The organism is Bradyrhizobium sp. 956_D2_N1_4 (genome assembly GCF_052076025.1).
Taxonomy (GTDB): domain Bacteria; phylum Pseudomonadota; class Alphaproteobacteria; order Rhizobiales; family Xanthobacteraceae; genus Bradyrhizobium; species Bradyrhizobium barranii.
Genome location: NZ_CP197237.1, coordinates 5,320,491 through 5,346,026, shown reverse-complemented (window position 1 = coordinate 5,346,026; position 25,536 = coordinate 5,320,491). Strand labels below are relative to the sequence as shown.

Genomic DNA, 25,536 nt, shown 5'->3' with positions numbered 1-25,536 from the left:
AAAGCGGCAACGGATCGCAATTGACACGCAACCGGTTGCATGCGAGCTTTTTCGCAGGATTTGTCCCATTCCGTATTGCGAGAATGACCCTCATGATGAGACCCGTCGGCAGGTTCGGCTACATCACGCGTCCCGAGGACAACATTCGCCCGGCGAATTGGGGGCGTCGGTCATGGATGTCGGCCGCGCTGTCGCTGGCGCTCGCTGTCGCCGTGCCGGCGTTTGCGTCTCCTGCTTCGGCGGAGAAGCTGACCATCTGGAGCGGGTGGCCTGATCTGGCCCCGTTCTACAAGCGCGTCGGCGACCAGCTGAAGAGCAAATACCCGGATCTCGAAATCAGCGTTGAGGCCATTGCGCTCCGCGAGCACGAGAAGCGGTTGGCACTGTCGCTTCCATCAGGCGCGGCCGGGGACGTCATCGAGATGGAGGTCGAGGCGGCACGGTATCTCGAGGCCGGCCTCATCCCGGAGCCGCCGGCGTCGATCGTCGATTTCGTCAAAGCCAATTACGATATGACGCGCGTGAAGACCGCCATGTACGAGGGCAAGATCTTCGGTGTGCCGTTATTCCAGGGGCAGGGCGCGCTGTTCTACAACACCGAGATGTTCGCCAGGGCCGGCCTCGACGGTCCGCCCAAGACCATGGCCGACTACACCGCTTATGCGCAGAAGCTCGCGCAGCGCGATGCTTCCGGCGTGCCGACGGTGAGCGGATGGAGCTTGCGTCTCAGCGGCGGCGGCTCGGGCATCGCCGAGAAGTACTGGACCATCCTCTATAATCACGGCGGAACGCTGTTGCAGGAGAAGGGCGGAAAATGGCGCGCCGCCTATGCGAGCGAGGCCGGCCGCACCGCGCTCAAGCAGTATCTCGACAATGTCGTGGTTTACCGGACGGTGACGCCCGAGATGAAGGCTGATGCGGAGGCCTTTGAGCTCGGCCAGACCGCGATGTTCATCCGGGAATCCTGGGTGATCGGCGACGTCGCCAAGAAGGCGCCCAATCTCAAATACGCCACGGCTGCACTGCCCAAGGGCACGCTGATGGTCCCGGTCGATCTCTACGTGCCGAACAAGGGACCCAAGAGCCAGATCGCCTGGGATTTCGTGCAAAAGGCCAACGAGCCGGAAAATCTGCTCTGGCTGCTCGAGAACACGGCCTGGGTCCCGAACCGCAAAGGCCTCGACTACTCCGCCGTGCTCAAGAAAATCCCGCAGCTCGACGCCTTCGTCAACACGCCGTCCGGCCACGTCTTCTTCACGGTCCCGGCGATCAGCCCTGCCAGCGAAATCCTCACCCGCCTCGCGGCACGGTTGGAGAAGGCGTTCACCGACAAATCGCTGGCCGGCAACGACGCCGCGATCGATGCTTTCCTGAAGGCCGCGGCTGAGGAGAGCGACAAGATCCTGGCCCGGGAAGACCTGCTGGCCAAACCCTAGACTCCATCGACAGGGACCCACTCAATCCAGGCGCCGGCGGCTGACCGGCGCTTGCCGGGGGATACATGCGCACCACGCCGAAATGGCTGTTTCCAGTTCTGGCGTTGCTTCCGGTCCTCGGCCTCTATGGCTGTATCCGCGTCTATCCGATCATCGAGACGCTGCGGCTCAGCCTCTTCCAGTGGAATATCATCTCGCGGCGCAAGCCGTTCGTCGGTTTCGCCAACTTCGTCGAGCTGGCGAGCGACCCGCTGTTTCTCGAAGCGATCTTCAACACCACCATCATCGCCTTTAGCGTCGTAGCGATCACCATCCCCGTCGCGCTTGCGCTGGCCGCCTTGATCAACACCCGGCAGGGGCTGCGGCGCAGCGGCGTCTATGAGGCCTCGGTCTTCCTGCCGCACGTCGTCTCGCTGGTTCCGGCGGCGATGGCCTGGAAATGGATTTTCGACGCCCGGCTCGGACCGCTCAACGCCCTGATCGGCCTTGTCGGGATTCCGGCCCAGTCGTGGCTGTTCGACCCTGTCCTGTCGCTGGTGTGCCTGATCGTTCTCTGCTCCTGGCAGGCGATCGGCTATGCCGTCTTGATCTTCCTGGTCGGACTGAAGAACGTCCCGGAGGCGCTCTACGAGGCCGCGCGCCTCGACGGCGCCTCGTCGTTTCAGGCCTTCCGCCACATCGCCGTGCCGCTGCTAAAGCCTGTCATGCTGTACGTGTCGGTCATCACGCTGATCTCGTCCTACAACATCTATGCGCAGGCCTTCGTGCTGGCATCGGATGTCCAGGGTGCGCCGGGGCGTCTCGTCCGGGTCCTCGTCCTCGACATGCTTGAGAACAGCTTTCGTAACTACCGGGTCGGCTACGCTGCCGCCGAAGCCGTCGTACTGCTCGTCATCGTCCTCATTTTGACCAGCGCGCAGTTCAGGCTGTTCCGCGACAGGAGTCGCGCATGAGCGAGCACGAACGCGAGCATCCGTCCGTCGTTGGTCAGAACGGTGCCGTCGGCCTCGTGATCGACGCCGTTCTTGGCGTCGTCAGCCTGATGATGCTCTTGCCGCTGGTCTTCCTGATCAGCAACGCGTTCAAGACGCCGCCGGAGCTGCTGGCGTGGCCGCCGACCGTCATCCCGCACCAGCCGACGCTGGAGAACATCGTCAGCGTCCTGCGCGAAACGCCGCTGTTTCGCTGGATCGGCAACTCGCTGATCTTCGCGACACTCTCGACCGCGAGCATCGTCTCCACATCGGCGATCGCAGGTTATGTGCTCGGCAAGTTCGATCTACCGGGGATCCCGGTCATCTTCGGCGTGATCATCGCGACGGCGGTCGTTCCCTTCGAAGTCTACATGATCCCGCTCTATCTCAACGTCCAGTCCGCCGGCCTGTTGAACACCTGGCCCGGGCTCCTGGTCGGCTATCTCATCATGAGTTTCGGCATCTTCCTGGTGCGGCAATATGTGATGACGTCGATCCCTGACGAGCTGCTGGAGGCTGCCCGGGTGGATGGCGCGGGGGAGCTCTGGATCTTCCTGCGGATCGTGCTGCCGCTGATGCGCGGCCCGTTGGGCGCTCTTGCCGTGCTGGCGTTCTTTCAGGCCTGGACTGCCTTCGCGTGGCCGCTCGTCGTCATGACCAACAAGGAAACCTATACGCTCGAGGTTGGGCTCGCCTTGTTTCAGACCGGCTTCACCGTGGACATCGGTCGCCTCAGCGCGGCCGCGGCGCTGGCGCTGGTTCCGAGCGCACTGTTCTTCTCGCTGATGCGTCGAAATTTCGTACGCGGCGTGGCCTCCAGCGGCTTGAAGGAGTGACGCCATGGCAGCATCGGAATAGGCGTAGATTTTCCTGGCAAATCATCCGTCTCTTAATCGGCGGCTCTGTCGGAGCATCTCTGACCGATGAGTGGGCGACGACTACATTCGCCATCATCCAAGTTGGTCTAGCGCCATCGGCGGGATAATGGCCGCCTCCGTTGATTTTCCTGCGCATTTCGTAAAAAAGTCGGCCACGTTTACCGGATTTCGTGCGGGTCGGTTCTGGGTGAAACTGGTGCGGCAGGTCTGCGATCGAAACTTGAATTTAGCGCATTTCGTTCTGTTGGTGATAGTGTGATAACGCCAGTCATTCCCGGCGACCGACGGCAAGCGAATTCCATTCGCATCCTGCCGGCTAGTCGCCGCGGTCTGCCAAGGTCAGCGTCTTGGCTCGCGTTGATAGGACGTGAGTAAAAGTTCATAGGAAAGCAAGCCAGGCGGGAATGGATCGTGAGTTTCTTCGAGCGTCTAAAGACAGAAGCATCTGCTGAGTGGCGGGCCTACACCGAGCATCCCTTCACGAACGGATTGGCAGATGGCTCGCTCCCTGAAGCCGCATTTCGTCACTACCTTGCTCAGGACTATCTGTTCCTCATCGAGTTTGCGCGCGCCTACGCGCTCTCGGTCTATAAGTCGCCCAAGCTTGCCGACATGCGTGAAGCTGCGGCCGGCCTGTCGGCCATCCTTGATGTCGAAATGAGCCTTCATGTGAAGCTGTGTGCCGGTTGGGGTCTATCCCCGAGTGACCTTGAACAAACTCCTCCGGCGGTCGAGATGCTGGCCTACACACGCTACGTGCTCGATGCTGGAATGCGCGGCGATCTGCTGGCACTCAAGGTGGCACTTGCCCCCTGCGTGATCGGGTACGCGGAGATCGCAACGCGGCTCGCCTCGCGACCCGATGCGGACGCTAGGACGAACTCCTATCGGATTTGGATCGACGAGTACGCTGGCGTGCCATACCAGGAGGTCGCGGCGAAAGCGCGTGCGCATTTGGAGCATCTCGCCGATCTCTACGCCACGCCGGCTCGCGAGGCAGAACTGATTGCCATCTTCAAGGAAGCCACTCGGCTCGAGGCAGACTTCTGGGAAATGGGCTGGCGTGCGGGCCAGCGTGTTGAATAGCCCTTCGGCAATCGGTTGATTGCAGGGACTCGTTTGGCTGCTGCGCACGGGTTGCGGAGGCGCGTTGTTCTAGAAGAACTCGGTGCGCGGGATTGCTGGAGTAACGAAGCAGACGGCCTGGAACGGGCGCGAAAGTCCTCGCCAACGATAGGCGAGATGCAGGATCGCTAAGTCATTAGTATTGTTCAGTCGCGTGCAGTGTTGGAGATGGAGATCCTAGCACGCCATCGTTCTTCAAACGTGTCAGCGCCCTCTTTCAGTGCCAACGCTTGTGCATCCAAAGGATTGCCGGGCTTGTTAGCAATGAGGATACCTGTAGCTTCTCCGCGAGAACCGGGTTGGGGACGCTGCTCTGTAGGCCATTCCAGCGATGCTTTCGACAGCATGGGTTTGCCCGCGTACCAGCATTTTCGTCCGTCGATGATACGGTAGGACCACCATTGCCCTTGCGGATTTGGCGGCATTGCGGCGCTGCATTGTTGCTTGGCATGCAGGCTGGTCATTTCGAGCGATGAGAGCGCAACAATGCCGACGGTTAAAGAAAACGCTTGAAGCGGTTTGCTCATGGGCGCGCTCAATTGCCGTGTTGCTGCAATCGACTTACAGCAACGATCAAAGCAGGCCGCTCGAGAACTTCCACCAACTCTTCAAGGATACGCGCGTGATCCCTGGGATGGGGCCGAAGGAATTCTTCCAATATGAGTTGCGCGTCGCTAATCGCTTCCAAGGCTAATTGCTGATCAGTCATAACTACTTACTCATCAATTAGTTGCGCTGAGAAAGTCAGCGAAGGGTGAGATCAAGTCAGCTTTGAGGAATATCCCCGCTCTTCTATTCACTTTTTATTTCAACTCTCGCGGTGTCACCTCGGTCAATGTGCGAAATGATCCCACTAAGGCGTGTCGCGAGCGTAAGGGATCCCGGCGACTAAATAATCCGCTGCTCGATCCTCCTTCTTCCGCGCATCGCCACCTGTTTCCTATCTCGCGGCGGCCGGAAAAAATCTGTTTTGCTATACACCGCCGCGATCCATTGATCTTATTGAATTGTTCCCGACCAGCCTTTCTCACGAAGGGAGAGAGTGAAGCCCCGGCGCAAGAGCTAGGCCAGGGAAACCGTAAATTCGGAATGCCGTCGGGGGAACGTAGGTAGGCGGCTTCGCCGAGTAAGGCATTTGGGCGGCCAGCTATCTCCACCGCAACTCCACCTGGTCGGGCTGGATCCCGGAACACAGTGACTGTATCGACAAGGTCTCTGATGGCTTCTGCGGCTTCTGCGTCGCCGGCTGTGATACTTTTCCCCGATGCTTCTTCAAGCCGATTGAGTTGCTCCTCATATCGTTTCAGGACGGCGGGATGCAGCGCGACTTCCTTTGAGGCAGGCGGTTCGTTCTGCAACTCTTGGGATATCCTCTTTCGTTCGGCATCCAAGGCAGTCGATCGGGGTCGAGAATGGAAGGATCGCCATGTCCGTTTGCGATCGCATCCACCAGGCGCAAAGGCCATTCTCGAGCTCAGGGCTGAGATGGTCTCGCAAGGGAGAACTCGGATGCGCCGTCGGCGCGATATTGTCCTCGAACAGCCGGGGCAGCCAATTTTGCGTCTGGAAAGACGGAGAGCTACGTCAGGGTCAAGCTGATGACCACCGTGCCAATGGCAACAGCTCTAACGTCCTAGTACTCGCCGGACGCAAAGCATTCTGATTTCGTTAGTTTGGTGTAGTTGCTCAGCACTCGGGGGATCAATGGAGCCGAGAGTCTCGATACTAAACTTCGCTCCCAACTCTGACGCCATGCAGATGCAAATCTGCAAGCAAGCGTCCGTCGAAAAGCCGCCTTGCTGCGCGCAACCGTTCTGGCACGCTGAGAGAAACTGCGGTCGCCATTCTGCAGCCGTGGCGATTGTTATAAAATTGACAGCAGCTATCGTCAGAGCAGGGAGAAATGCGGACATTGCTTCGCTTCCCTTTTTTAGTTTTCTGAGGGGCCGCTCTAATTCGACTCCATCTTTTTCGGCTCTAGCAATATGTAGCTATTTGCGTAGTTGTCCCCTGAAGCGGAACCACAAATGACCGATCAGTGATAGGACTATGGCGGTCAGAATTATCGGGAGCCAGATCGACGTGGTTATGATGAACAAGGATATGATCACCACACGTCCAAAGATCGATTCGCTGACCGGATTCTTAAGACGAGCGAAATAGGCGTAGATAATAAAGACGGTGGCCGGCACCATCCACACGGCGACAACCACCAGTAACAGGTCAACAAGTTGGCTGGCATAATGGTGCATGAGCGCACCTCCTGACAGCGTCGGCGCGAATTGCTGTCACCGCTGCGAGAGATGCGGTGATTGTCGACGATAATTGGTCTTTGTTCGCGTTGGTGGGCATCTGCACGCTCGGCATCGCTGTCACGGCCGGTGCCCAAACTCTTGCGAGCCCGCAGCCTTCGATTCGCCTGAGCTAGGGCCTCTCAACGCGCACTCGTTGAGATTGCTCGGGCAAGGGCTCGTCCAATGCAATCATAACCATCGGCGGTGTTGTGCAATCCGTCCCACGTTACAAGCTCGCTTTGCGCAACTCCGGCATTGATCGAGTTACGCATCAGCGCAAAACGAGAGAATAGACCGACCCGTTCCTGCTTCGCGGCATCGGCGATGATGCCCTCCATCGTTGAGTAGCTAGCGGAAGCGAGCACCTGTGGCGCATATTGCAGATCCATCAGCACGACATCGGCAGACCCCGCCTTAAGTGCCCTTACCCCTTCAAGAACGCTTCTTTTGAGCCCTTGGTCCGGCCGGCCACCCCAGGCGACGTCATTAGTACCTAATTGCCAGATAACGAGATCAGGCGTGTGCGCGAAAACGTCACGCTCGAACCGCGCGATGTTGTTCGGAATCGTATCACCGACTCGACCGCTGTTGATGACCTCGATCGTTGCGTTGGATCTAAGCCTCGAGAGTTCTCGGCGCATCACCTGCGGATATGTGGCCGCGGACCGAAGTACCCAGAGCCCCACGGTCGACGATGATCCGATCGCGACAATCTTTAGCGGCTCACCAGATCTCAAACGCGCCGCCGTGCGGGGCAATTGTGCGCCCAGCGAAACATCCAAATTTGCAGCAAGGCATCTCTCGCCAGATGATGCCCCGTCCTGCGCTTGAGAGGGCGCTGTGCTCGACAAACCGACAATCACGGCAGCACCGATCGACGCTATTGTTCGAGCGGTTCGGCTTACGCATGGTAGAACAAATCGACCCATGTTCCCCAATAACTGGTGGATTCTCTCTTGACAACCCTTGGCGTCAAACGTCTGTTTTTGATTACAGATCGATTGAGGGGGCAGCGAGCAGCACGCATGAGTCCGGGGATAAGACAATGTGCGGCAAGCCTGTAGCGAAACGGTTGGTATTCCATATCGGTGGCTATGATCCAATCACGTCGCATGCCAGCGCGCAACGACGCTTTGTGCGCGAAATTGAGAGGTTCCAACGTACTTGGTCAGTGAAAGCGACCGTCGACGGTTCGCATGATACCGCCGACCAGATACAATGGAACGTGACGACAATCGGCCCCGATTGGCTCGTCGAAACCGATTACCGTCTGGTCCGATGGCACGATGTAATCGAGGTGTTCGGGGGTCGAAGCATCGGCTCACGCATTTCCATCGGCATTCTTGCGTTTCTGGATTTCGTATTGGCCGGCGCTCTTTGGCGTTACTTGCAGACCAATTGGCGCTACGCACTTTTCTTTCTCTATCCATTTGTCGCGTTCGGATTGCTCATCGCTGCCGCCTTTTTGATTGGCGTGGCTGCATTCAAGATCACCGGATCAATTCCCATTGCTACCGGTGGCGGCCTCTTCGGACTCGCAGCCGTGTTGGCGGGTCCGTGGCGCTGGCTGCACCTGGGCGACTTGTTCGACGATTGGATCTTTTCTTGCGAGTACATTCGATTCGGTAATTCGGAAATAGAGCAGAGGCTGGACAGGTTGGCCGCCGAGCTCGTGGTTGCGGCGAGCAACTCTGCCGCAGACGAAATTTTGGTCGTAGGGCACAGCCTTGGCGCCGTACTAGCGGTTGATCTACTTGATCGCGCCTTGAAGCTGGACCCTGCGCTCGGTCGGAAAAGGATTCCCGTCACATTCTTGAGCGTTGGATCGTCCATACTCAAGATCGGCCTGCACCCGAAGGCAGTGCGCTTTCGCGGGGCGGTGGAACGCGTCGCCAATTCCCGCGCGATCTTCTGGGGCGACTATCAGGCCCTCACGGACGTGTTGAATTTTTACAAATGCCGGCCAATGGCCGAAATGGGCTTGTCGACAGAAAACGAGGCGACCGTCAGGGTCGTGAAGATTAGTCGAATGCTTAACGACGACATGTATCAACGCATCCGCTTCAATTTCTTCCGCGTGCACTGCCAGTTCGTCAGTGGAAATGACAGGCGAACATCGTACGACTACTTCATGCTCACATGCGGACCTATTTCAGCCAAATCCCAGACGCTCGCCCCGGATGGCGCTGTGTCGATGATCGCTGACGACGGAGGCCTTGTTGCGGGCGCGCCGGTGTCGGAAAGCGAACTGCTGGGAAATCCGGGCGCGGCAGCCTGATTCAAATGACGCCCACCATTTCAAGAGTCATCTTCGTTGCGTTGGTGATCGGCTGGTACCTCATACGCTATAAGTACGCGCGGCGTTCCCGCCGTGCGAGGGTTGTGCGGAGCGCTCGCGGCCCCCTGGAAACTGCGCTCCTGCTCATATCTCTTTCGGGACTCGGACTTGTGCCGCTCGCCTACGTAGCGACAGGAATGCCTCGTTTCGCAGATCACAGTTTTTATCCCTGGTTGGCTTGGCTGGGGTCTTTCTTTGCGATTGCGGCTTTGGGCGTGTTTCACCTGACACACCGTGCACTCGGCCGGAATTGGTCGATAAGTCTCGACGTGCGGGAGAACCATGAGCTTGTGACGGAAGGGATTTACCGGAGAGTTCGACACCCGATGTATTCGGCATTTTGGCTGTGGGCCATCGCCCAGGCATTGCTGCTGCCGAATTGGATCTCCGGTTTTGCAGGCATTGCCGGCTTCGGGATTTTGTTCTTTGGCCGCGTTGCAAGAGAGGAGCGAATGATGTTGCAGACGTTTGGCGACAGCTATCGCGATTATATGGCGCGGACCGGTCGAGTCTTCCCGTGGATACTCTGAGGTAGGTCCCGGCACGTCTCGACCTGTGGTACCCACGAGACTGATTTGGAACCAGACGCCTCAATTTGCGTGCCATTTCCGCAACATACGGCAGAAAAAGCGGTCGGAACCGCGGACTCCCCGGTCTATTCGTTGGTGCCGTGGCGAGTGTCGGGTTATTCCTATGCGTGTCAGGTGAATCCAATCGTTCCGAACAATGGTGAGAACCGATGTTGAAATTCGTTGTCCTTGGAATCGCTTCTTTGGCTTTCGTGGGAACCGCAGCTGCTGCGGACCTGCCACGGCCTCAGCCGGTTGCCGTCGCGGCGCCGGTTGGCAAAGCTCCGATCGGCAAATATCCCGTGGGTAAGAGCCCCGTGGGCAAATACCCGGTCGCTGCCCCGGCTCCGTTGGTGACCAAGGGTTGATCTGACTATTCATTCGTACGCCAGCGGCGTTCGTTTGAGGTAGCAGATTACCTGTGGCATCGGATCTTGGATCCAAGAGGATTCGAAGATGGCGGGAGTGATTCGGAAATATCCGGGTCTGGGGCTTCTTGCAAAGGCCGCCATGCTGGCGGCCTTTGTAGGCTTGGGGGCCGGGATCAGTAGCGCGCAACCACTCGTGGCGCGTACCGACCAGCAGCAACGGGACGCTCTCCCCAGTTCGGCGATGAAGCATGCAGCGACCATGGCTGCTGCTACGCCGGCGATATCCGATGTAAAACCAGCTCGAAGAGCTGCCGCCACGGGTCCCTACTACGTTGATTTTCGTGCCCGCACGGCGGCAACGTACGGTCATGCATTCGTCTGGTACGGAAAGACGGGCGAAAAGCAGGTCGAGGTCGCTGGTCTGGCTCCGGCCGGCGACGAGGTGCCCTATATCCTGGGACACATTATGTTTGTCCCTTCTGAGACGGGTGCGACCTACGGTGATCTTGACGAGCAATATCTGACGGCCAGCTATCGCGTCTATTTGTCTGAGGCAGACGCCAAGAAGGTCTTTGCTTATATCAAGCGCCAGCAGGAGTCTTCGCCGCTCTGGAATGCAGCAACGACAAACTGTACTGCCTTTATCGGCCGCATAGCGACGTTCATGGGCCTCAACGCTCCGTTTCATCTGCTAAAGCCTGAGGAATACGTCAACAAACTCAGAGAGCTGAACGGGGGACGAAAAACGGTGCAGCTTGAACCAGGTCGAGGCTAAAATCCTCGGATTGAGTTCATCCACTCTTCCTTGCGTCTGGATGGGTGTGAGGTCTTCAAGAAATTCAAGCGAGCTTGTTCTTTGAGGATGCGGTTCGATACGACCAACCTTCGTGCGCTGCCACGCCTGGTTGATGAATAGGCCGGGAGATCATGGAACGTCCGTGGCGCTGCGCTGCAAGGCAGCTCCACCTCCGCTTGGTCGTGGCTAAGCTCTTGTTGGAAACCGTTCTGAGGGTGAAGTCCTCCTTGGCGTAGTTGAGGAAGGTTCGCAGAACTTGTCGTCGCAGACGAAGATCACCGCTTAGGCAATGGTTCTGCGTCGAGGCCGAGCATCGACATCAATCGACCAGTGCACGTCGCGTACACGGCAGGATAATAGATGCTCTCCGCGCCGGATCGAGATCTGTACCATCAGCACGCTTGTCGCTGCCGATGTTGATTCGCGATCATGATCGCGGTGTAGCCGACCTTTGCGGCGGTCACGGCGCGTAAAGCTGCGTGTTGTCAAGTCGACAAGGGCTCTTTTAGCTTTGTGGAAATGGAAGAGGTGAGTTCACTTCGCTCCTATTCGAGCGCGGTGGATCAGACGCTTTTTTTGAGCTAAGCCGTCTGAGCCGCCTGGAACGGCGCGGGCGGCCGCTCTCTTGCAGCATACTCAATGCCTGCAAGCTATCGCGCCGGTATTCGGGGGACGCGGATGCGGGTCCATATGATTGTTGCCGGCCTTATCCTAGCGATCATCGGGAAGGCCAGTGCCACGGTTGTCGATAAGGGAACCGACGCGCAAAAGTCTTGCGAGCTGCTTGTCAAGAACTCGCTTCGCAATCAGGACGAAGCTCGGTCCGCAGGCGCATGTGAGGGAATGATCGAGACCGCGATGCTCTTTTCGCCAAATCTGCCCGCTGACGTGCGTGCATGCCCCCCCGCGCAAGGCAGCCCTTTGCAAAGTGCGAAGGTTTTTCTGCAGTATCTTGATAACAATCCGGATCGAGTGAATGAACCGGGGATCACCGTCGCGATCGAAGCATTCAGGGATGCTTGGCCCTGCCGTGGGGACGGTGCCGGAACTGGACCGAAAAAGCGTGCCCCAAAAAAATCCAATTAGAACGCGTATCTGCGGATACTGATACTAGCCTTACGGTCCGCGATGTTCGCGTCCGGCCTGATTGATTCGCAATGCACTACCGTCGGGGTGTGCGAGCTGAACCGCAGTGCTCACCTCCATAACCAGCACTCAAACGCCTTATTGACGAGCGAAGCGAACCCTTGAGCCCCGATAAACAGCGGGGCATTGTGCCATCAACGCCCGGGCTGGAACAGCATGACAATCCCCTGCCGCGTCCTGATGATCTATCCGAAGTTCGTTCCGAATTCGTTTTGGAACTATGCGGAGGCCTGCGAACTCGTCGGCGCGAAGTATCCAACGGCGCCACTCGGCCTGATCACCGTCGCCGCTATGTTGCCGAAGCATTGGGACATCCGGCTCGTCAACCGCAATACCGAGGCGTTGACAGATGCGGACCTCGACTGGGCCGATCTTGTGATGATCGGCGGTATGCTCAACCAGCAGCCTGATGCCATCTACCTGATCGATCTCGCCCACCTGCGCGGCAAGCCAGTATGTGTTGGTGGGCCGGACGTCTCCTCCAGCCCGCATCTTTACGCGGACGCGGACTTTCAGGTGATCGGCGAGGCCGAGCATGTCATCGAGCAGTTCATCGCCGCCTGGGAAAGCGGCGAACGCAAGGGCGTGTTCATCGCCGAGAAATTCACGATAGATGTCACGCTGAGCCCGATGCCTCGCTACGATCTGCTCAACTTCGATCACTATCTATACATCGGCTTGCAGTATTCGCGTGGCTGCCCGTTCACCTGCGAGTTCTGCGATATTATCGAGCTATATGGTCGCGTGCCGCGTACCAAGACCAACGATCAGATTCTCGCAGAGTTGCAGGCGCTCTACGATCACGGTTATCGCGGGCATGTCGATTTCGTCGACGACAATTTCATCGGCAACAAGAAGAACCTCCGCACCCTGATGCCGCGGCTCAAAGCCTGGCTGGAGGAGCACGACTATCCATTCGAGTTCTCAACCGAAGCCTCGATCAACATCGCGGACGACAGCGAGTTGTTGCAGGCAATGAAGGATGCGAACTTCTTCGCGATCTTCGTCGGCATCGAGAGCCCGGATCCCGAGACGCTCGTGCAGATGAAGAAGAAGCAGAACACCAGGCGCAACATCGCCGAGTGCATTCACAAGATTTACGGCTACGGCATGTTCGTCACCGCTGGCTTCATCGTCGGGTTCGATAGCGAAAAGGCCTCGATAGGACAGGCGATGGCCGACCTCATCGAGGAGGCGAGCATTCCAGTCTCCATCGTTGGACTGCTTTATGCGCTGCCTGGGACACAGCTTACACGGCGGTTGGCCGCGGAAGGCCGCTTGCACCAGGGCCATGACCTCATGAATGTCGAGCAGACGGGCGATCAGTGCACGCTCGGATGCAATTTCGATACTAAGCGTCCGCTTCGTGACATCCTTGCCGATTACAAGGCCGTGCTCGGGCACGTCTACAGTCCGGCAGCATATGCAGGACGGCTGTCGCGTCTCGCCGCCATGCTCGACCGGTCCGACCGACGCCGCGACCTGCCGGATGGCGATGTGCGCAAGAGGCTTGGCGGCATCGACAGCGTACACAAGATCATGCGGGCCCTGCCGAAGGTTCGCGAGCCGTTCTGGAAGACCTTCGTCGAAGTCGCGGAGACCAATCCGGGCGCGCTACGGTACATCGTGATGCTGATGGCGTTGTACATGCACCTCGGGCCGTTCTCGGAACGCGTGATCGGCGAGATTGACCGCCGCATTGCCGAGCTGGACCATGTACCTCCACTAAGGGCTACCGCAGTCAGTCAAGTGCTACCTCCAGCGACGGTGTAGCCACAGCCACTGATCGGGATATTCGCGGATCCAGCCCTCGATGACCGATGTGACCGCCTGCATCGTTCCCTGAATGTCAATTTGTCCGGCGGCATCGCGGACCGGCTTCACTTCTTCAGACAGTTCGCCACGAAAGCGCTGTCCGGGCAGACGGATGACGCGCACACCATGAATCGGGCACTCAATCTGCCGCAGCAGTCGGGCAAGCATCGGATTGGCCCTGGTCTTGCGGCCGAAGAAAGTAACCTCGACGCCGTTGGTCAGATACTGGTCGACCAGCATTCCAACGTGCTGGCCACTTTTAAGGGCCTCGGCAAGTCTTAGGGGCGCATCACGACCCGCGGGAATGAGCGTGCCCATTTTCACGGCGCGCATATCCTGGATGATGCGGTCGGCGGACGCGATGTTGGGTCGGCGATACAGGATCGCAGTATCCAACCCGTGCGCGACGGCTGCCAGGGCCGGAAGTTCCCAGTTAGCGAGATGACTCGCAAAGATCAGCGCCGGTTTGCCGTCGAGCCGCAGCTGCGTAAACAATTCATATGAGCGCCTGTCGATTTCGATGCAGCTAGCTTCGGGCCGTGCGGGATCATAGTTCCAGATGTGATCAAGATGCGCGAATTCGGCGCCGACTCGACCGAGATTGTCCCAGACGCCTGCGAGAATGGTCTCGATCTCTGCAGGCGATTTTTCCGGAAATGCGGCGGTTAGATTGGCTCGACCGGTCTTTTGCTCCCGCATCATGGGCCCGATTGAGCGAGTGATCCGAGCGAATAAGTTGGCAGTCTTGGTTGGATCGAAACGGCGAGCGGTTCGCAGTATTCCGATCGTCAACGCGCCCACCGCCGCTTGCCCCAGGGGCTTGGTCACGTCGCGAAGTTGGGGCCTGGTCCGCATTGCAACGACAACCTTGGCTTACACTTTCGGCTTTCCACGGGCTTCAGCGCGCATCATCATACCATCGATACGCGATGCGATCAAAGACACCGACGAGTTGCGCAGGGCGCGCCTCTCGAGTCCGCCTGCAACGGAAGATGAATCGTGCGGGTTCGATCGAGTGCTTCGCGCGTGACAATGAGCGTACTGAGGCGTGGGGTGCAGTCCAATCGCGACATGAGCTCCGAAGCCGATTGAGACGTGAGCAGCCGAAGCGATACTTCGGAGCTCGGGTCCTCGCTAGTTCTCAAGCCAGACACTCATGCCCGGCTCAAGGTCTGTCGACTCTCCCTTGGGATCGAGGCGTAAGCGCAGCGTATTGCGGTCATGATGGCCGATGACACGCTCTGCCTGCCAGGTGGCAAAGTAAGCGTTTCGGGGCCGTCGGGGCAAAGGCGACATTCAACGTCTCGAGTGATTTCCAGCTTCTGTCTGATCTTCGGATGCTAGCCGGGGAAGTCGCGGAACTCCTTGACGAGATTGAACGGAATTTTCCACCCGGCGCCTCCCCCGCGCATCAGCATCTTGATGTCTTCCGCCCTGTTTTCTTTTCCGGTTTTCGGATCGGTCTCCAGCGTGTGGCCTTGGCTGTCCCAAGGTTTGGTCGCGCTCTTCGAGTAGTAGCCGAGAAAATGGCCGGATTCATGGGCAGACGTGTTAGGCCCGCGTTGCGAGCTGATGAAGGCAAGGTCCAGCCCGCGAGCAAACGAGCCATTGGCGAGGCCGCCATTGGACCAAACCTTATCGACGCAGAAAATGGTTAGATGGGCGCCCTGAATTTTGTGTTTGGCGAAGATGCCCTTCAGTTTTTCGACGTCGATCACATCGGGAAAGGTCGCCAGGCTCGCATCCTTCATGCCAGTCGCATTGGCGATCTCCTGTTTGATGGCAGCCTGCGAGTCGTCGATGACCAGCCAGTCGCTTGGCACCCGCTCGAAGCGGATGTTGGCCTGCGGCCTCCATATATTGTTCATCGTCAGCAATTCATCTTGCTCGTTGCAGGGCTTCTTGGCGTGAAACGCCGGAGCGCCGCCACTCCCCGGAACCATGACATTGCGGAACGCCACCTTGATCTTGATTTCCGGTAGCACCACGACATAGAGCTTGGCTTCGATCTTCCGGCCGGCCGACCGGGCCACCACCTCCAGGCCGGGAAAACCAATCGGCTTAATCCGGCCATTGATCTCGAAAAACCGTGCATCGCCATTGAAGGTGGCGGGAAGTGACGCCGCCCTGAGCTGCGGATCGATATCGGGTTTGGAGAAGGTTTCTCTGGCCTGCATGACGCGTCTAAGGGTATCGGCGCCATCGATCTCCTTGATCCCGAGGGCATGGGCGTTAGGATCAACTTTGAGCTTTCTTCCGGGATCGATCAGCGCCACGATGTTGGAGCCGCCGAACGGCACCACCATGCCCGGCGGGTTGCGGCGCTCATCGATGCCGGAGCGGCGGAAAACCTCTTGAAAGGCGGCCATGTCTGGTTCTCCTGTCTCAGTTCGGTCCGTCAACGCGAAATTTTGCGCGCGGAAATGAGAGCCTCCTTCGGCGGCGGGAACACAATCTGGCCGGCCCCCGCGGCGAGATGCAGAAAATTTCGGCGGCGAAGTTTCATGGCCAGTTCCTCCGCAACAATTTGGCACGGACGGCAATAGGCGTAGCCTACCCCGCTTTCCGGAGAGCGCGGAAGGCCAATCAATGTCCGCTAATGGCCCTGTTGAGGGCGCCCGCACCTCGCCTTTGAACTTCCCCGATCGGTCACGTCACTACTAGTCATAGCCGTGGTGGGAGCCGACGCTCCCTCCAGTGCTCAGCTTTGGGCAGGCCACGCCAGCAACGGGAGAAATTGCCATGGGACGCGCGCCGCAGCCACTGCCGCAATACACGCCGCCGGGCCCGGTGGAACAGATGCCGAATATGGCGACGCAACCGCAGTGCTCGCCGCTTGCCAAGGTTCACAGCGCCGCCGTCTTTCCCTACGTGGCCAATGAAGTCGCGACGTCCCGCACCGAGGTCGGCCATCTCGGTGTGGACGTCAGTCTGGTCCCGCCGGCCGGCATCTGCCAATATCTCATCATCTGGGATTTCGGCGTCGACTGGCGGCATCTCAAGAACATCGCCAAGCGCGATCCGCTGTTGGCAGCGCAGCTCATCCGATTCGAGACCGACAAGTCGTTGCAGTTCCAGATCGTCGGATACAGCGACAGCACCGGCGGCGAACGGAACAACAGCTTCCTGCGCACGGGCCGGGCCAAGAACGTCTTTCACCTGTTCGGCCCAAGCGCCCGCTCGCGCGTCTTCTCCGTCAAGCCCGCCTCACACTACGAGTATCTGAAGGACAACACGACCGTGATGAACAGGGCCGCCAATCGCGCTGTGGTCGTCGAAATCTTCGGCGGCGGCGGCGTGACGATCTAGCCACCTTCCACAACGCGAACGGAGGGGCGGGCGGCTCCTATTGGTGCAGTACAGCGTTTCAGCGCTTGCGGGGCCTAGCCGGACCACTATTGCTCGACCACGCAAGGGAGGTAGGTCATGCCACTGACCGAAGGCGACGTCCTGGACACACTCAGTGACTCGGTAGCGCTTGGCATCGAGTTCTACGTCGACAAGATCCATATCAAGGGCGAATACTTGACGACAGTTCGCGATCACATTCGCGCCGGAAACATATTGGTGAAGGGCGGCACTCAGGATCTCGCCTTCTACGATCAGGTTACGGATATTCTGTTGACGCAGAAGAAGTCGCCGCCCGCGAATGATAGCGATCGGGCGCTGCTCCTGCATGAGTGCGTCCACGCCATGATCGACGTCTATGATCCTGACGGCGCCGTTACGCGCCACATGGGCGAACTGGCGGCCTACCTCACTCAAACCACATATAGCGTTCGCAAGAATCCCTCGTCTAACCGCAACGGCACAGCCCCCTGGGACAAATTCTGGGGCGACCTCTACGCCACGGTGCGCGCCAATAAGCTCGACACCAGCGCGGGCAACGGCGTCCGGATCTCGTCGGCGACGCTCGAAAATCTGCGCCGGCAACTCGCAGCGCTGCCTTTTGTGAACTATGGAGATTTCACAAAAGAAGCGACGGGCGTATCGGATGGGCTGACCCGCAGGAACTTATTTCTGTCGAGCGATGAACCTGTGTCGATGCGATCATCGAGCGTTTCCCACGAAACTTATGTTGATCCGAGCGACGACTATTTGGTGCGCACCCTGATGGAGGCCTACGCGAGCGCCGATGTTAAAGGGTATGGCAACCGACTGCGCCGGCTACGTCGTGATTTTCTCTATTGCTCGCTGTCTCGCGCCCATGAGCTCCGGAAGAGGTTTTCGGTGCGGAAGCGTGGAGACCGGCTCTCCGAACTGTTTCACGATCGCCTGTCGCATGGCGGCCGCGCAATTCTTCTCCGTGTGCTTGCGCTGCGAAGCTGACCAGCACGCAAGTCGGAAAAATACTTTTGAGAGGAAGAATGGCGACCGCACCGCGTCGAATGCTCGGCGTGTTGGTGCTTCAGTTAGGTAGACTCCCGACCACTCCGCTTGCAGCGGGTTCTAGTCCAGATGCCTTAGTCCAGGTGCCTTGCGCGCAGATCTTGAAGGTCCTTTTTCAATGCCACAAGATCCAGCCCGCGAGGAAAAGTGAGGCGTCCAGAGCGGACCACGAGCCGGACGTACGGATAGCGCTCCTCGGCAAGCATCGGAGAACTGATTTTGTATTTGTGCCAATCTTCAACGATGTGTGCCTGTTGCTCGACGTTGTATGAGTCCCAGGAATCGCCCGGCGTGTACTCGTAGCCGGAACCGATTGTCTGCGCCCAGAACGAGCGCGCCATGGTCCAGTTTGAATCGTTGAACGCCTGCCACACATGGGTCATTTCGTGCACGAAGAGGTCGCAAATGCGACCGAAGTCGTCGCACAAGAGGCCGAAGGTGGGGCTGGGCGATGCCAGGTTACTGAACGCGACACTGCCAAGATTGATGGCATACCGCATGCTCGGCACCATGGGATTGCTGCCCCTGAAGAACGGTCCATCGTTCGTCCACGGTCTTCCGCCTGCTCCCAGGCCATTGGTAATCGCAATCGTCTCCCACGGCGGCAGCGTCGGGCCAAAAACGTTGCGCGCGAAATCCCGTTCGCTCACGTCCAGCACGCGCGCGAAGTCGGGTCGGCTTCCTTCACATTCCGGCGGGGTCGGAGCCGCTGGGGTGGGCGCAACCGGTGGAGTGGGCGCAACCGGCGGGGGAGGCGGCGTACCTGGCGGCAGATAGATGAATCCCCCTCGCCATCCACCTCTCCCGCCCGTCGTACCGGAGGAAAACGCGAAATTCTGGCGGTCGGGCGACATCGCGCGGCAGCCGACATACTCGGCCAGGTACCAGTTCACCTGCCGCGTGGCTTGTTGGAAATCGCGCTGCTTGACGAGCTTGATGCCCGGAAAATTGAACTCGATGAGGTCCCAGGGGTCGATGCCGATCCGTTTGGCAAGGGATATCCAGGTCTCGCCTGCCGTCACCGCATGCCGGATTCCCGCGGGCGGTACATAGCTTTCGACGACGGGCTTCAACGGCCTTTCCTGGTTCGGCAATGTAAGACCTCCCCCGCTGATTCCTGCGGAACCACGCGTTCTCGCCACCAATACTTATTCGTCGCCGCTACCTCGAGGCGGTTCGATGGTTCCATTCATTCGGGCCACCAACGGGCAGTGGCAAATCGAAGAGCCTCATTCGTAGATTGGAGGCGCCGACACGCAGCAATGTCGAACGAGCGATATCCGCTTTAGCGCCGGCCTTTTGGCTTCGAGCCGAGCAGGTCATGCGTGCCGCTGATGCTCACGGTTCCCGAGCACTCGAAACCGCCGAAAAGTCCGCAGGAGCCGGTGACCGTAACGCGCAAGTCTTTGCGCTGGTACATGTCGACCGAAATGCCCACGCGCGAAAAGTCGTTCGCGCTGTTCGGCAGGATCAGATCGATGTGCTCTGCGGCCCATTGCGGTATATGCTTGTTGCTCTTCCAGAACAGCTCATTGCCGGCGTGATGCACGAAGTTCGGCCCGACCGTAAGGGCGCCGTCCACGCCTTCGAATACGAAGCCTGTTTCGTCGATGTGCACGTTCACCCGATCAGGTGCAACGGCGAAATGCAACGAGGTGATGTCCTGGGGCTGCGGGTCCTTGCCGAATTGCGAGCTGTAGGCGTCGCTCCATTGTCCGCGGTCGCGCCCGAGCCCGAAGCCATGGCGGCCCGGGAGATCCCGCGTTGAGAGCGGCCTGTCGGACAGCTTTGGGCGCCAGATCTCCCGAAACCCCTTGCCGATCGTTGCCGCCATCGACAGATCGAGGGCCCAATGCGACGCTTTCTCCGGGCTTTGCCCTTCGGCGAAGGCGTCGAATCCGTCCGTCGTCTTGGCAATGCGCAGCTTCTTGATCAGCTCTTCCCAGTCCTTGGGCAGGAAGGTGACGCCGTCGAGCGTGGTCGTCGCGGCAGCGACACCATACTTCTCGAGCTGGTGTCGGATGTAGGGCTTCTCGTCATAAAGGCGCACATCCGGGTTGGGGCCGGCAAAATAATTCTTCAAATCGATCTGCGGCCGCAGCATGGTCAGTCGTGCCGCGATCTTCCGGTAAGTGTCGGTCGTCGTCGGATCGGTCGTCGTCATGGGGCGCACTCCGAGGCAATCCTCGCCCCAAATTGGTCTCGCCCGGACGGGTTCGGGTTCAATGCCGGCTCGTTCGACCAAGCTGCTGCCCGGCCCAGGTTATTCGAATTCCTGTCGCGCCGGTGCAATGACTGTTTGAACCTGCTGATCGGAAACGGCGACCCACCAACCGTGGGGTAGTGCGAACAACGAGGACGATCAAATGTCACTGCGAAGCAGGGTGTTGGACGTACTCCATGGCCCGGCGGTCGCACGCATGCGCTTCCGGTTTCCGATCCGCGGCAGCCATGTGACGATTGCGCCGCAAACGTTCCATCACGTCGCCCGCGCGATCCGGTTGGGGCAGGTCACCGTCAGACCTCCGACGGATCTCGCGGCAGGCGTTGCTGCACAATACAACGATGTCGCGAGAACCAGGGCGGACGGCACGGCGGTTGCGGCGAACACGCTGGAGGTCGTGTCGGCGGCGGGGCGGCTGGACGAGGCCTATATCGTCCACGAGAGCCTGCATGCGGCATACGATCTGTTGCGTACAGGCCTTGATGCCAATGCCGAAGAGGCGTCTGCCTACGTCTGCACGGCGCTCTATTGCCGCATGACGGGCCTGCCCCGCCCTCGCTGGGCCAACGGGCCGATCTACGCCAATGCCGCAGAGGTCGCCCGAACGCTGCTGTCCCAGTATCAGAAGGGCGATCCCGGGATTCCCTGGGTCGGCGAGCATGAATGGAAGATGCTGCGTGCAGGTGTTGGCCTTGATCCGGTCTATGCCAGCGGACCCGGCGGTATTCTCACGGGATGGCTCCTCGGCCAGCAATATACCCACGACGGCTAGAGTGCCTGGGGCCGCATCCGCTTCAGGAATTGGCAGGAGCCTCCAACTCCTGCCTTTCATGCCAAAGGACCCGCAACACTTGAGCGCGTCACGCGACCAGCAGGCCCAGCTTGCCGACCATCGCAAGCGAGCGTTGAACGCTTTCTCGTGTCGACAGCAATAACGGCTCGGCAGGCTGCCCGGCACTATCCTTCTGGTCTATCCGGATGGTCGGGCCGAATTTTTCGGTCATTTCGGCCGTGATCTGGTCGATGGTCCGCGCTCCGTCGAGCAATTGCAGGAAATCCCTGGTCCGGTCGTCCTCCAACTGCACCGTTTGGTGGAGGAGGTTGGTGACGAGCGGACCTGTTTGCGCTTGTCTTCGCGCGAGCAGGCTCGCCTGCGGATGCTCGGTAGCTTCCTTCAACAAAAAGGGACGCGACAGCAGGAACGAAACCTCGCCGCTGCAAGCCAGGATGAACATCGCCTCCGTCAGCACCTTTTGGTCATCATCCGCCTGCCGGTCGCCCAGCAGCGCGCGGGCCCCATCGAGCAGCTCGTCGAATGATAATGCTCGCGGCCAGGCCCGGCCCAGACATAGATGCGCGGCCTTCAAGAGCGGATTGGTTACCGTGACCCTGCTGCCGTCCTGGTTCTCGAATTCCATCGCGGAATCGTCGGTCACGCAGGCGTCGGGGTCGACCGGGTTGGTCGTGCTCAGTAAATGGAACCGGGTGACGAAATCGAGGTCGACCTGGCGGGATAGTGAAATGCTGTCGTGGCAGAGCAAGGTGCGCCGAAAGCCGTTGCCGTCGATGAAGTCCTGATATTGATCGCGCGCCATGAACTCGCTTTCGGGGAAGCGCTGCAGCGTCGCGCGAACTTCCTCGGAATAGCCGGCAAGATAGCGTCGTGAGAAATCAGCATCGCCCAGATATTGCAGGCCATGGCGGCTTGCGTCCTCGGCGACCTCATGCAGCAGGAACGCCTCGGCGCCATCATCGAGATCGTCGTGAAACAGAAGCTCGTCGGGGGACTTGAGGACGCGGTTGTACTGGTCGCGCATAATTGCGCCGTGCACCGAGTTGGCCTTCGAGCCGTCGCTCAGGAACTTCAGGATCGCGCGGGCCTGTCCGACCTTCTCCTTCATGCCGGTGAGACGGCGGGTGTGATACCGCATCATGTCGCGGACCATGTCGCGAAGGTGCGAGAACGGGTGCGCATTGTAGCTGACGTAGCAGACCCCGCGCGGAGCCAGGTTCTGCTTGAAGATCATCATCATCTTCTCGCGCACCGCCGCCGGCACCCAGGAATACACGCCGTGCGCGATGATGTAGTCGAACTCCCCGAAGCTTGCGTCGACATTCATGATGTCGCAATGGAGGAGCTTGATGTTGCTCAGGCCCAATGTGGCGATATTTCGCTGGCCGCGCTCGATCGTCACGCCGCTCAGGTCGACACCGACGAATTCGCTGCTTGGATATTGAAAGGCCATCGGCAACAGGTTGCCGCCAACGCCGCAGCCAAGCTCCAGCATCCGGCAACGCTCCACCGGCGCTGACTGCATGCCGTAAACGGCGGCAATGGTAGCAAGATGGTTCGGATGAGTGAGCCCGTAGACGTGGCCGGGGTAGTAGACCTCGTCGTACGGCGTGGGACCGGTGTTCGGGGGGCGATGCTCGGTTTGAATGTTCATCGTCCTCAATTCCACGAATATGCGAACTTGTCGTTCTCGATCGAGACCCGCGCTTGCTTGATTTCTTCCTTGGCAAGCGACTTGCTGAGGAACTCGCGCGACAGCTCCGGGAGCAGGGTGTTGGTGATGATGTTGTCAATCATTCGCCCGCCGGAATCCGGGTCGTTGCAACGTGACACAATGTGCTCCACGACCGCGTCATCGTAGTCGAAGGACGCGTTATGATTGTCGCGGAGGCGTCGTCCGATCCGGTCGAGCTGCAACCGAACGATCCCGGCGAGCATCTCGTCGGATAGCGGGAAGTACGGTATCGAGACGATGCGTCCGAGCAGCGCTGCAGGAAACACCTTCAGCAATTCCGGCCTCAGCATCTTGGCGAGCTCTTCCGGCTCGCTGCGATACTTTGGATCGCGCGAAAGGCCCATGATCAGATCGGTGCCGACGTTGGTGGTAAGGATGATCAAGGTGTTCTTGAAGTCGATCCGCCGCCCGTTGCCGTCCTCCATGGTTCCCTTGTCGAACACCTGGAAGAAGATCTCGTGGACGTCGGGATGAGCTTTCTCTACCTCGTCGAGCAGGATGACGCTGTAGGGCTTGCGCCGGACAGCCTCGGTGAGGCGTCCGCCTTCGCCATAGCCGACATAGCCGGGAGGTGCACCCTTCAAGGTCGAGACGGTGTGCGCTTCCTGGAACTCCGACATGTTGATCGTGATCATGTTCTGCTCGCCGCCGTAAAGGGTCTCGGCAAGCGCCAGGGCGGTTTCGGTCTTGCCCACGCCGGACGGACCAGCCAGCATGAACACGCCGATCGGTTTCGACGGGTTGTCAAGCTTAGCGCGGCTGGTCTCAATTCGCTTGGCGATCATCGTCAGCCCATGAGACTGGCCGACGACGCGGCGGTTGAGGATCTCCGGTAGCTTCAGCACGGTTTCGATCTCGTCGCGCATCATCCGGCCGACCGGGATGCCGGTCCAGTCAGAGACAACGGACGCCACCGATTGCTGGTCTACATGGGCATAGACCATCCGCTTCTCCGGATGGATGCTCTCAAGTGTGTCGAACTTGCCGCGCAACTCCGCGCGCCTGACAGCCGGATCTTCGCCTTCTTTGGGCTGGGACAGAATCTCTCGGATGCTCCGGATGTCCTTGACGAGTTCCTGCTCTTTGGCCCAATCGGATTCGAGGTTTGTCAGCTTGTCCTTCAGTGCCGCGATGTCGTTGTCGATCGCCGTGATGCGGTCGCTGTCCTTAAGCCCAAGATCGCTGTCGCTGACGAGTGCCGATTTCTCAGCTTCACGAGCGGTAATCGCAACGCGTGCATCCTCGATCAGGGCTGGCGTCGCGCTCTGGCTGATGGCCACGCGCGCCGAGGCGGTATCAAGCAGGCTGACCGCCTTGTCCGGCAACTGCCGTGAAGGAATGTAGCGGTGGGACAGGTTGACCGCCGCGACGATCGCAGCATCGGAGATGCGAACGCCGTGGTGCTTTTCCATCGGACCGAGAAGTCCGCGCAGCATGATGCAGCAGGTCTCCACATCCGGTTCATCGATCTGGATCGGCTGGAAGCGTCGTGTGAGCGCGGGGTCTTTCTCGATATACTGGCGATATTCTGCCCATGTGGTGGCGGCGATCGTGCGCAGCGTGCCACGGGCGAGAGGAGGTTTCAGGAGATTGGCCGCATCACCGGTGCCGGCCGCGCCGCCGGCGCCGATCAATGTGTGGGCTTCATCGATGAACAGGATGATGGGGGTGGGGGAGCTCTGGACCTCGTCGATCACCGAGCGCAAGCGCTGTTCAAACTCACCCTTCATGGAAGCACCGGCCTGCATCAGGCCGATGTCGAGCGCACAAAGCCTTACACCGCGGAGCGGTGGCGGCACGTCGCCGGCGGCGATTCGCTGGGCGAATCCCTCGACAACTGCGGTCTTGCCGACGCCAGCCTCGCCGGTAAGAATTGGATTGTTCTGCCGCCGTCGCATCAGCACGTCGATCAGTTGGCGGATTTCTTCGTCCCGGCCAAGGATCGGATCCATCTCACCTGATTTGGCCTTGGCGGTGAGATCCTGGGAGAACCGGTCGAGCGGCGTCGTCCCCTTGGGACCCGCTTGGGCCGCGCCTTCCGTGCCTGCGCCGACCAGGCCCGAACCGTCCATCGGCCGCATGGTCTCCTCGTCGGATCCGGCCCAGACATTGCGGCGCTCCGCGGCGAGTGCGTCGACGTTGACCTTGGCGAATTCCTGCGAGAGGTTGTTCAGCGTGCGACGAATATCGTTCGATTTCAGGCCCGCCACGAGCAGGTGACCGGTGCGGATCTGGGTCTCGCCAAAGAACAGCGTGGCATAATGCCAGCCCCGATCGAGCAGATCGATGACCGGATTGGCGACGCCCGGCATGTCGGTTTCGTTCTTACGAAAGCCATTGATCACGCCGGCAAGGTCCGACAACAAGCGTGCCCGGTCGAGCTTGTAATGATCGACCGAGAGGCTGAGATCGTTGCGTTCCTGCTGCAGGATATGAAACAGCCAGTGCGCTAGCTCGACGTTGCGATTGCCGGCGCTCTTCGCGTGGCGCAGGGCCTGTATGAAGGCATCATAGCCCGCCCGGTTCAGCTTGCCCGTTACAGCCTCAATGCTGATGTCGGTCACGGCGGATCCTCCTGCTTAATCCATCCGCGGATGCCTGGCATCAAGCGGAAGTTTCATCGAATCCCATAGCTTTAGGCAATCGGCGCTAC

23 protein-coding genes are annotated in these 25,536 nt (G+C 59.4%); 13 read left to right on the top strand and 10 right to left on the bottom strand.

The window, feature by feature from the left end; genetic code table 11:
- Positions 1–92 precede the first annotated feature (92 nt).
- The 4 genes from AB7535_RS25390 to tenA all read left to right on the top strand — a co-directional run bounded on the left by AB7535_RS25390 (position 93) and on the right by tenA (position 4,374).
- Positions 93–1,436: an extracellular solute-binding protein gene (locus AB7535_RS25390; RefSeq protein WP_439037075.1), complete on the top strand. Its 1,344-nt coding sequence runs from the start codon at positions 93–95 to the stop codon at positions 1,434–1,436.
- A gap of 65 nt (positions 1,437–1,501) precedes the next feature.
- A complete protein-coding gene (locus AB7535_RS25385; protein WP_063981792.1) occupies positions 1,502–2,389 on the top strand; it encodes a carbohydrate ABC transporter permease in 888 nt (295 codons plus the stop codon).
- Positions 2,386–3,246 carry a carbohydrate ABC transporter permease gene (locus AB7535_RS25380; protein ID WP_063981793.1) on the top strand — a complete coding sequence of 287 codons (861 nt, stop codon included), beginning with the start codon at positions 2,386–2,388 and terminating at the stop codon, positions 3,244–3,246. Before AB7535_RS25385 ends, AB7535_RS25380 begins: the two co-directional genes overlap by 4 nt.
- A 453-nt stretch (positions 3,247–3,699) precedes the next feature.
- Positions 3,700–4,374: a thiaminase II gene (gene tenA / locus AB7535_RS25375; RefSeq protein ID WP_247303766.1), complete on the top strand. Its 675-nt coding sequence runs from the start codon at positions 3,700–3,702 to the stop codon at positions 4,372–4,374.
- A gap of 185 nt (positions 4,375–4,559) precedes the next feature.
- Here the strand turns inward: tenA and AB7535_RS25370 are convergent, their stop codons facing one another.
- The 4 genes from AB7535_RS25370 to AB7535_RS25355 form a co-directional block, all read right to left on the bottom strand.
- Positions 4,560–4,940, bottom strand: a complete 381-nt coding sequence (locus tag AB7535_RS25370; RefSeq protein WP_439037074.1) for a hypothetical protein — start codon at positions 4,938–4,940, stop codon at positions 4,560–4,562.
- Between the two features lie 8 nt (positions 4,941–4,948).
- Complete coding sequence (locus AB7535_RS25365; protein ID WP_247303764.1) at positions 4,949–5,122, bottom strand: hypothetical protein; 174 nt, start codon at positions 5,120–5,122, stop codon at positions 4,949–4,951.
- Between the two features lie 1,282 nt (positions 5,123–6,404).
- The gene (locus AB7535_RS25360; RefSeq protein ID WP_439037073.1) at positions 6,405–6,665 is read right to left on the bottom strand and encodes a hypothetical protein; all 261 of its coding nucleotides are present in this window, start codon (positions 6,663–6,665) and stop codon (positions 6,405–6,407) included.
- Between the two features lie 182 nt (positions 6,666–6,847).
- Complete coding sequence (locus AB7535_RS25355) at positions 6,848–7,570, bottom strand: SGNH/GDSL hydrolase family protein (RefSeq protein WP_247303760.1); 723 nt, start codon at positions 7,568–7,570, stop codon at positions 6,848–6,850.
- A gap of 182 nt (positions 7,571–7,752) precedes the next feature.
- Between AB7535_RS25355 and AB7535_RS25350 the strand changes: the two genes are divergently transcribed.
- From AB7535_RS25350 to AB7535_RS25325, 6 genes are all read left to right on the top strand, one after another.
- Positions 7,753–8,985 (top strand): hypothetical protein, encoded by a 1,233-nt coding sequence (locus AB7535_RS25350; protein ID WP_439037072.1) that lies wholly within the window; start codon positions 7,753–7,755, stop codon positions 8,983–8,985.
- 5 nt (positions 8,986–8,990) lie between these two features.
- Positions 8,991–9,575: a protein-S-isoprenylcysteine O-methyltransferase gene (locus AB7535_RS25345; RefSeq protein ID WP_439037071.1), complete on the top strand. Its 585-nt coding sequence runs from the start codon at positions 8,991–8,993 to the stop codon at positions 9,573–9,575.
- A 209-nt stretch (positions 9,576–9,784) separates the two neighbouring features.
- On the top strand, positions 9,785–9,982 hold the full coding sequence (locus tag AB7535_RS25340; protein ID WP_071911340.1) for a hypothetical protein: 198 nt from the start codon (positions 9,785–9,787) through the stop codon (positions 9,980–9,982).
- 88 nt (positions 9,983–10,070) lie between these two features.
- Positions 10,071–10,760, top strand: a complete 690-nt coding sequence (locus AB7535_RS25335) for a hypothetical protein (RefSeq protein ID WP_063981798.1) — start codon at positions 10,071–10,073, stop codon at positions 10,758–10,760.
- A gap of 660 nt (positions 10,761–11,420) precedes the next feature.
- Complete coding sequence (locus tag AB7535_RS25330) at positions 11,421–11,867, top strand: Rap1a/Tai family immunity protein (protein ID WP_247303753.1); 447 nt, start codon at positions 11,421–11,423, stop codon at positions 11,865–11,867.
- A gap of 216 nt (positions 11,868–12,083) precedes the next feature.
- The gene (locus AB7535_RS25325; RefSeq protein ID WP_208088032.1) at positions 12,084–13,700 is read left to right on the top strand and encodes a B12-binding domain-containing radical SAM protein; all 1,617 of its coding nucleotides are present in this window, start codon (positions 12,084–12,086) and stop codon (positions 13,698–13,700) included.
- Here AB7535_RS25325 and AB7535_RS25320 read toward each other — a convergent pair.
- Complete coding sequence (locus AB7535_RS25320) at positions 13,680–14,597, bottom strand: lipid A biosynthesis lauroyl acyltransferase (protein WP_247303749.1); 918 nt, start codon at positions 14,595–14,597, stop codon at positions 13,680–13,682. The two genes, AB7535_RS25325 and AB7535_RS25320, sit on opposite strands and share 21 nt — an antisense overlap.
- 485 nt (positions 14,598–15,082) lie before the next feature.
- Positions 15,083–16,111, bottom strand: coding sequence for a hypothetical protein (locus AB7535_RS25315; protein ID WP_439037070.1), 1,029 nt, complete (start codon positions 16,109–16,111; stop codon positions 15,083–15,085).
- 373 nt (positions 16,112–16,484) lie between these two features.
- Between AB7535_RS25315 and AB7535_RS25310 the strand changes: the two genes are divergently transcribed.
- Together AB7535_RS25310 and AB7535_RS25305 are read left to right on the top strand one after the other, a co-directional pair.
- Positions 16,485–17,051: a hypothetical protein gene (locus AB7535_RS25310; protein WP_354234470.1), complete on the top strand. Its 567-nt coding sequence runs from the start codon at positions 16,485–16,487 to the stop codon at positions 17,049–17,051.
- A 117-nt stretch (positions 17,052–17,168) separates the two neighbouring features.
- Positions 17,169–18,071 carry a hypothetical protein gene (locus AB7535_RS25305; protein ID WP_439037069.1) on the top strand — a complete coding sequence of 301 codons (903 nt, stop codon included), beginning with the start codon at positions 17,169–17,171 and terminating at the stop codon, positions 18,069–18,071.
- Positions 18,072–18,205: 134 nt separating this feature from the next.
- Here AB7535_RS25305 and AB7535_RS25300 read toward each other — a convergent pair whose 3' ends face one another.
- Both AB7535_RS25300 and AB7535_RS25295 read right to left on the bottom strand, forming a co-directional pair.
- The gene (locus AB7535_RS25300; RefSeq protein WP_354234464.1) at positions 18,206–19,204 is read right to left on the bottom strand and encodes a hypothetical protein; all 999 of its coding nucleotides are present in this window, start codon (positions 19,202–19,204) and stop codon (positions 18,206–18,208) included.
- A gap of 212 nt (positions 19,205–19,416) precedes the next feature.
- Positions 19,417–20,295: a hypothetical protein gene (locus tag AB7535_RS25295; protein WP_063981811.1), complete on the bottom strand. Its 879-nt coding sequence runs from the start codon at positions 20,293–20,295 to the stop codon at positions 19,417–19,419.
- 202 nt (positions 20,296–20,497) lie between these two features.
- On the opposite strand from AB7535_RS25295, the gene AB7535_RS25290 reads away from it, so the two are divergent.
- Positions 20,498–21,127 (top strand): hypothetical protein, encoded by a 630-nt coding sequence (locus AB7535_RS25290; RefSeq protein WP_071917287.1) that lies wholly within the window; start codon positions 20,498–20,500, stop codon positions 21,125–21,127.
- A gap of 88 nt (positions 21,128–21,215) precedes the next feature.
- Here AB7535_RS25290 and AB7535_RS25285 read toward each other — a convergent pair whose 3' ends face one another.
- Positions 21,216–22,802 (bottom strand): methyltransferase regulatory domain-containing protein, encoded by a 1,587-nt coding sequence (locus AB7535_RS25285; RefSeq protein WP_439037068.1) that lies wholly within the window; start codon positions 22,800–22,802, stop codon positions 21,216–21,218.
- Positions 22,803–22,807: 5 nt separating this feature from the next.
- Positions 22,808–25,447 carry a type VI secretion system ATPase TssH gene (tssH, locus tag AB7535_RS25280; protein WP_439037067.1) on the bottom strand — a complete coding sequence of 880 codons (2,640 nt, stop codon included), beginning with the start codon at positions 25,445–25,447 and terminating at the stop codon, positions 22,808–22,810.
- Positions 25,448–25,536: the final 89 nt, after the last annotated feature.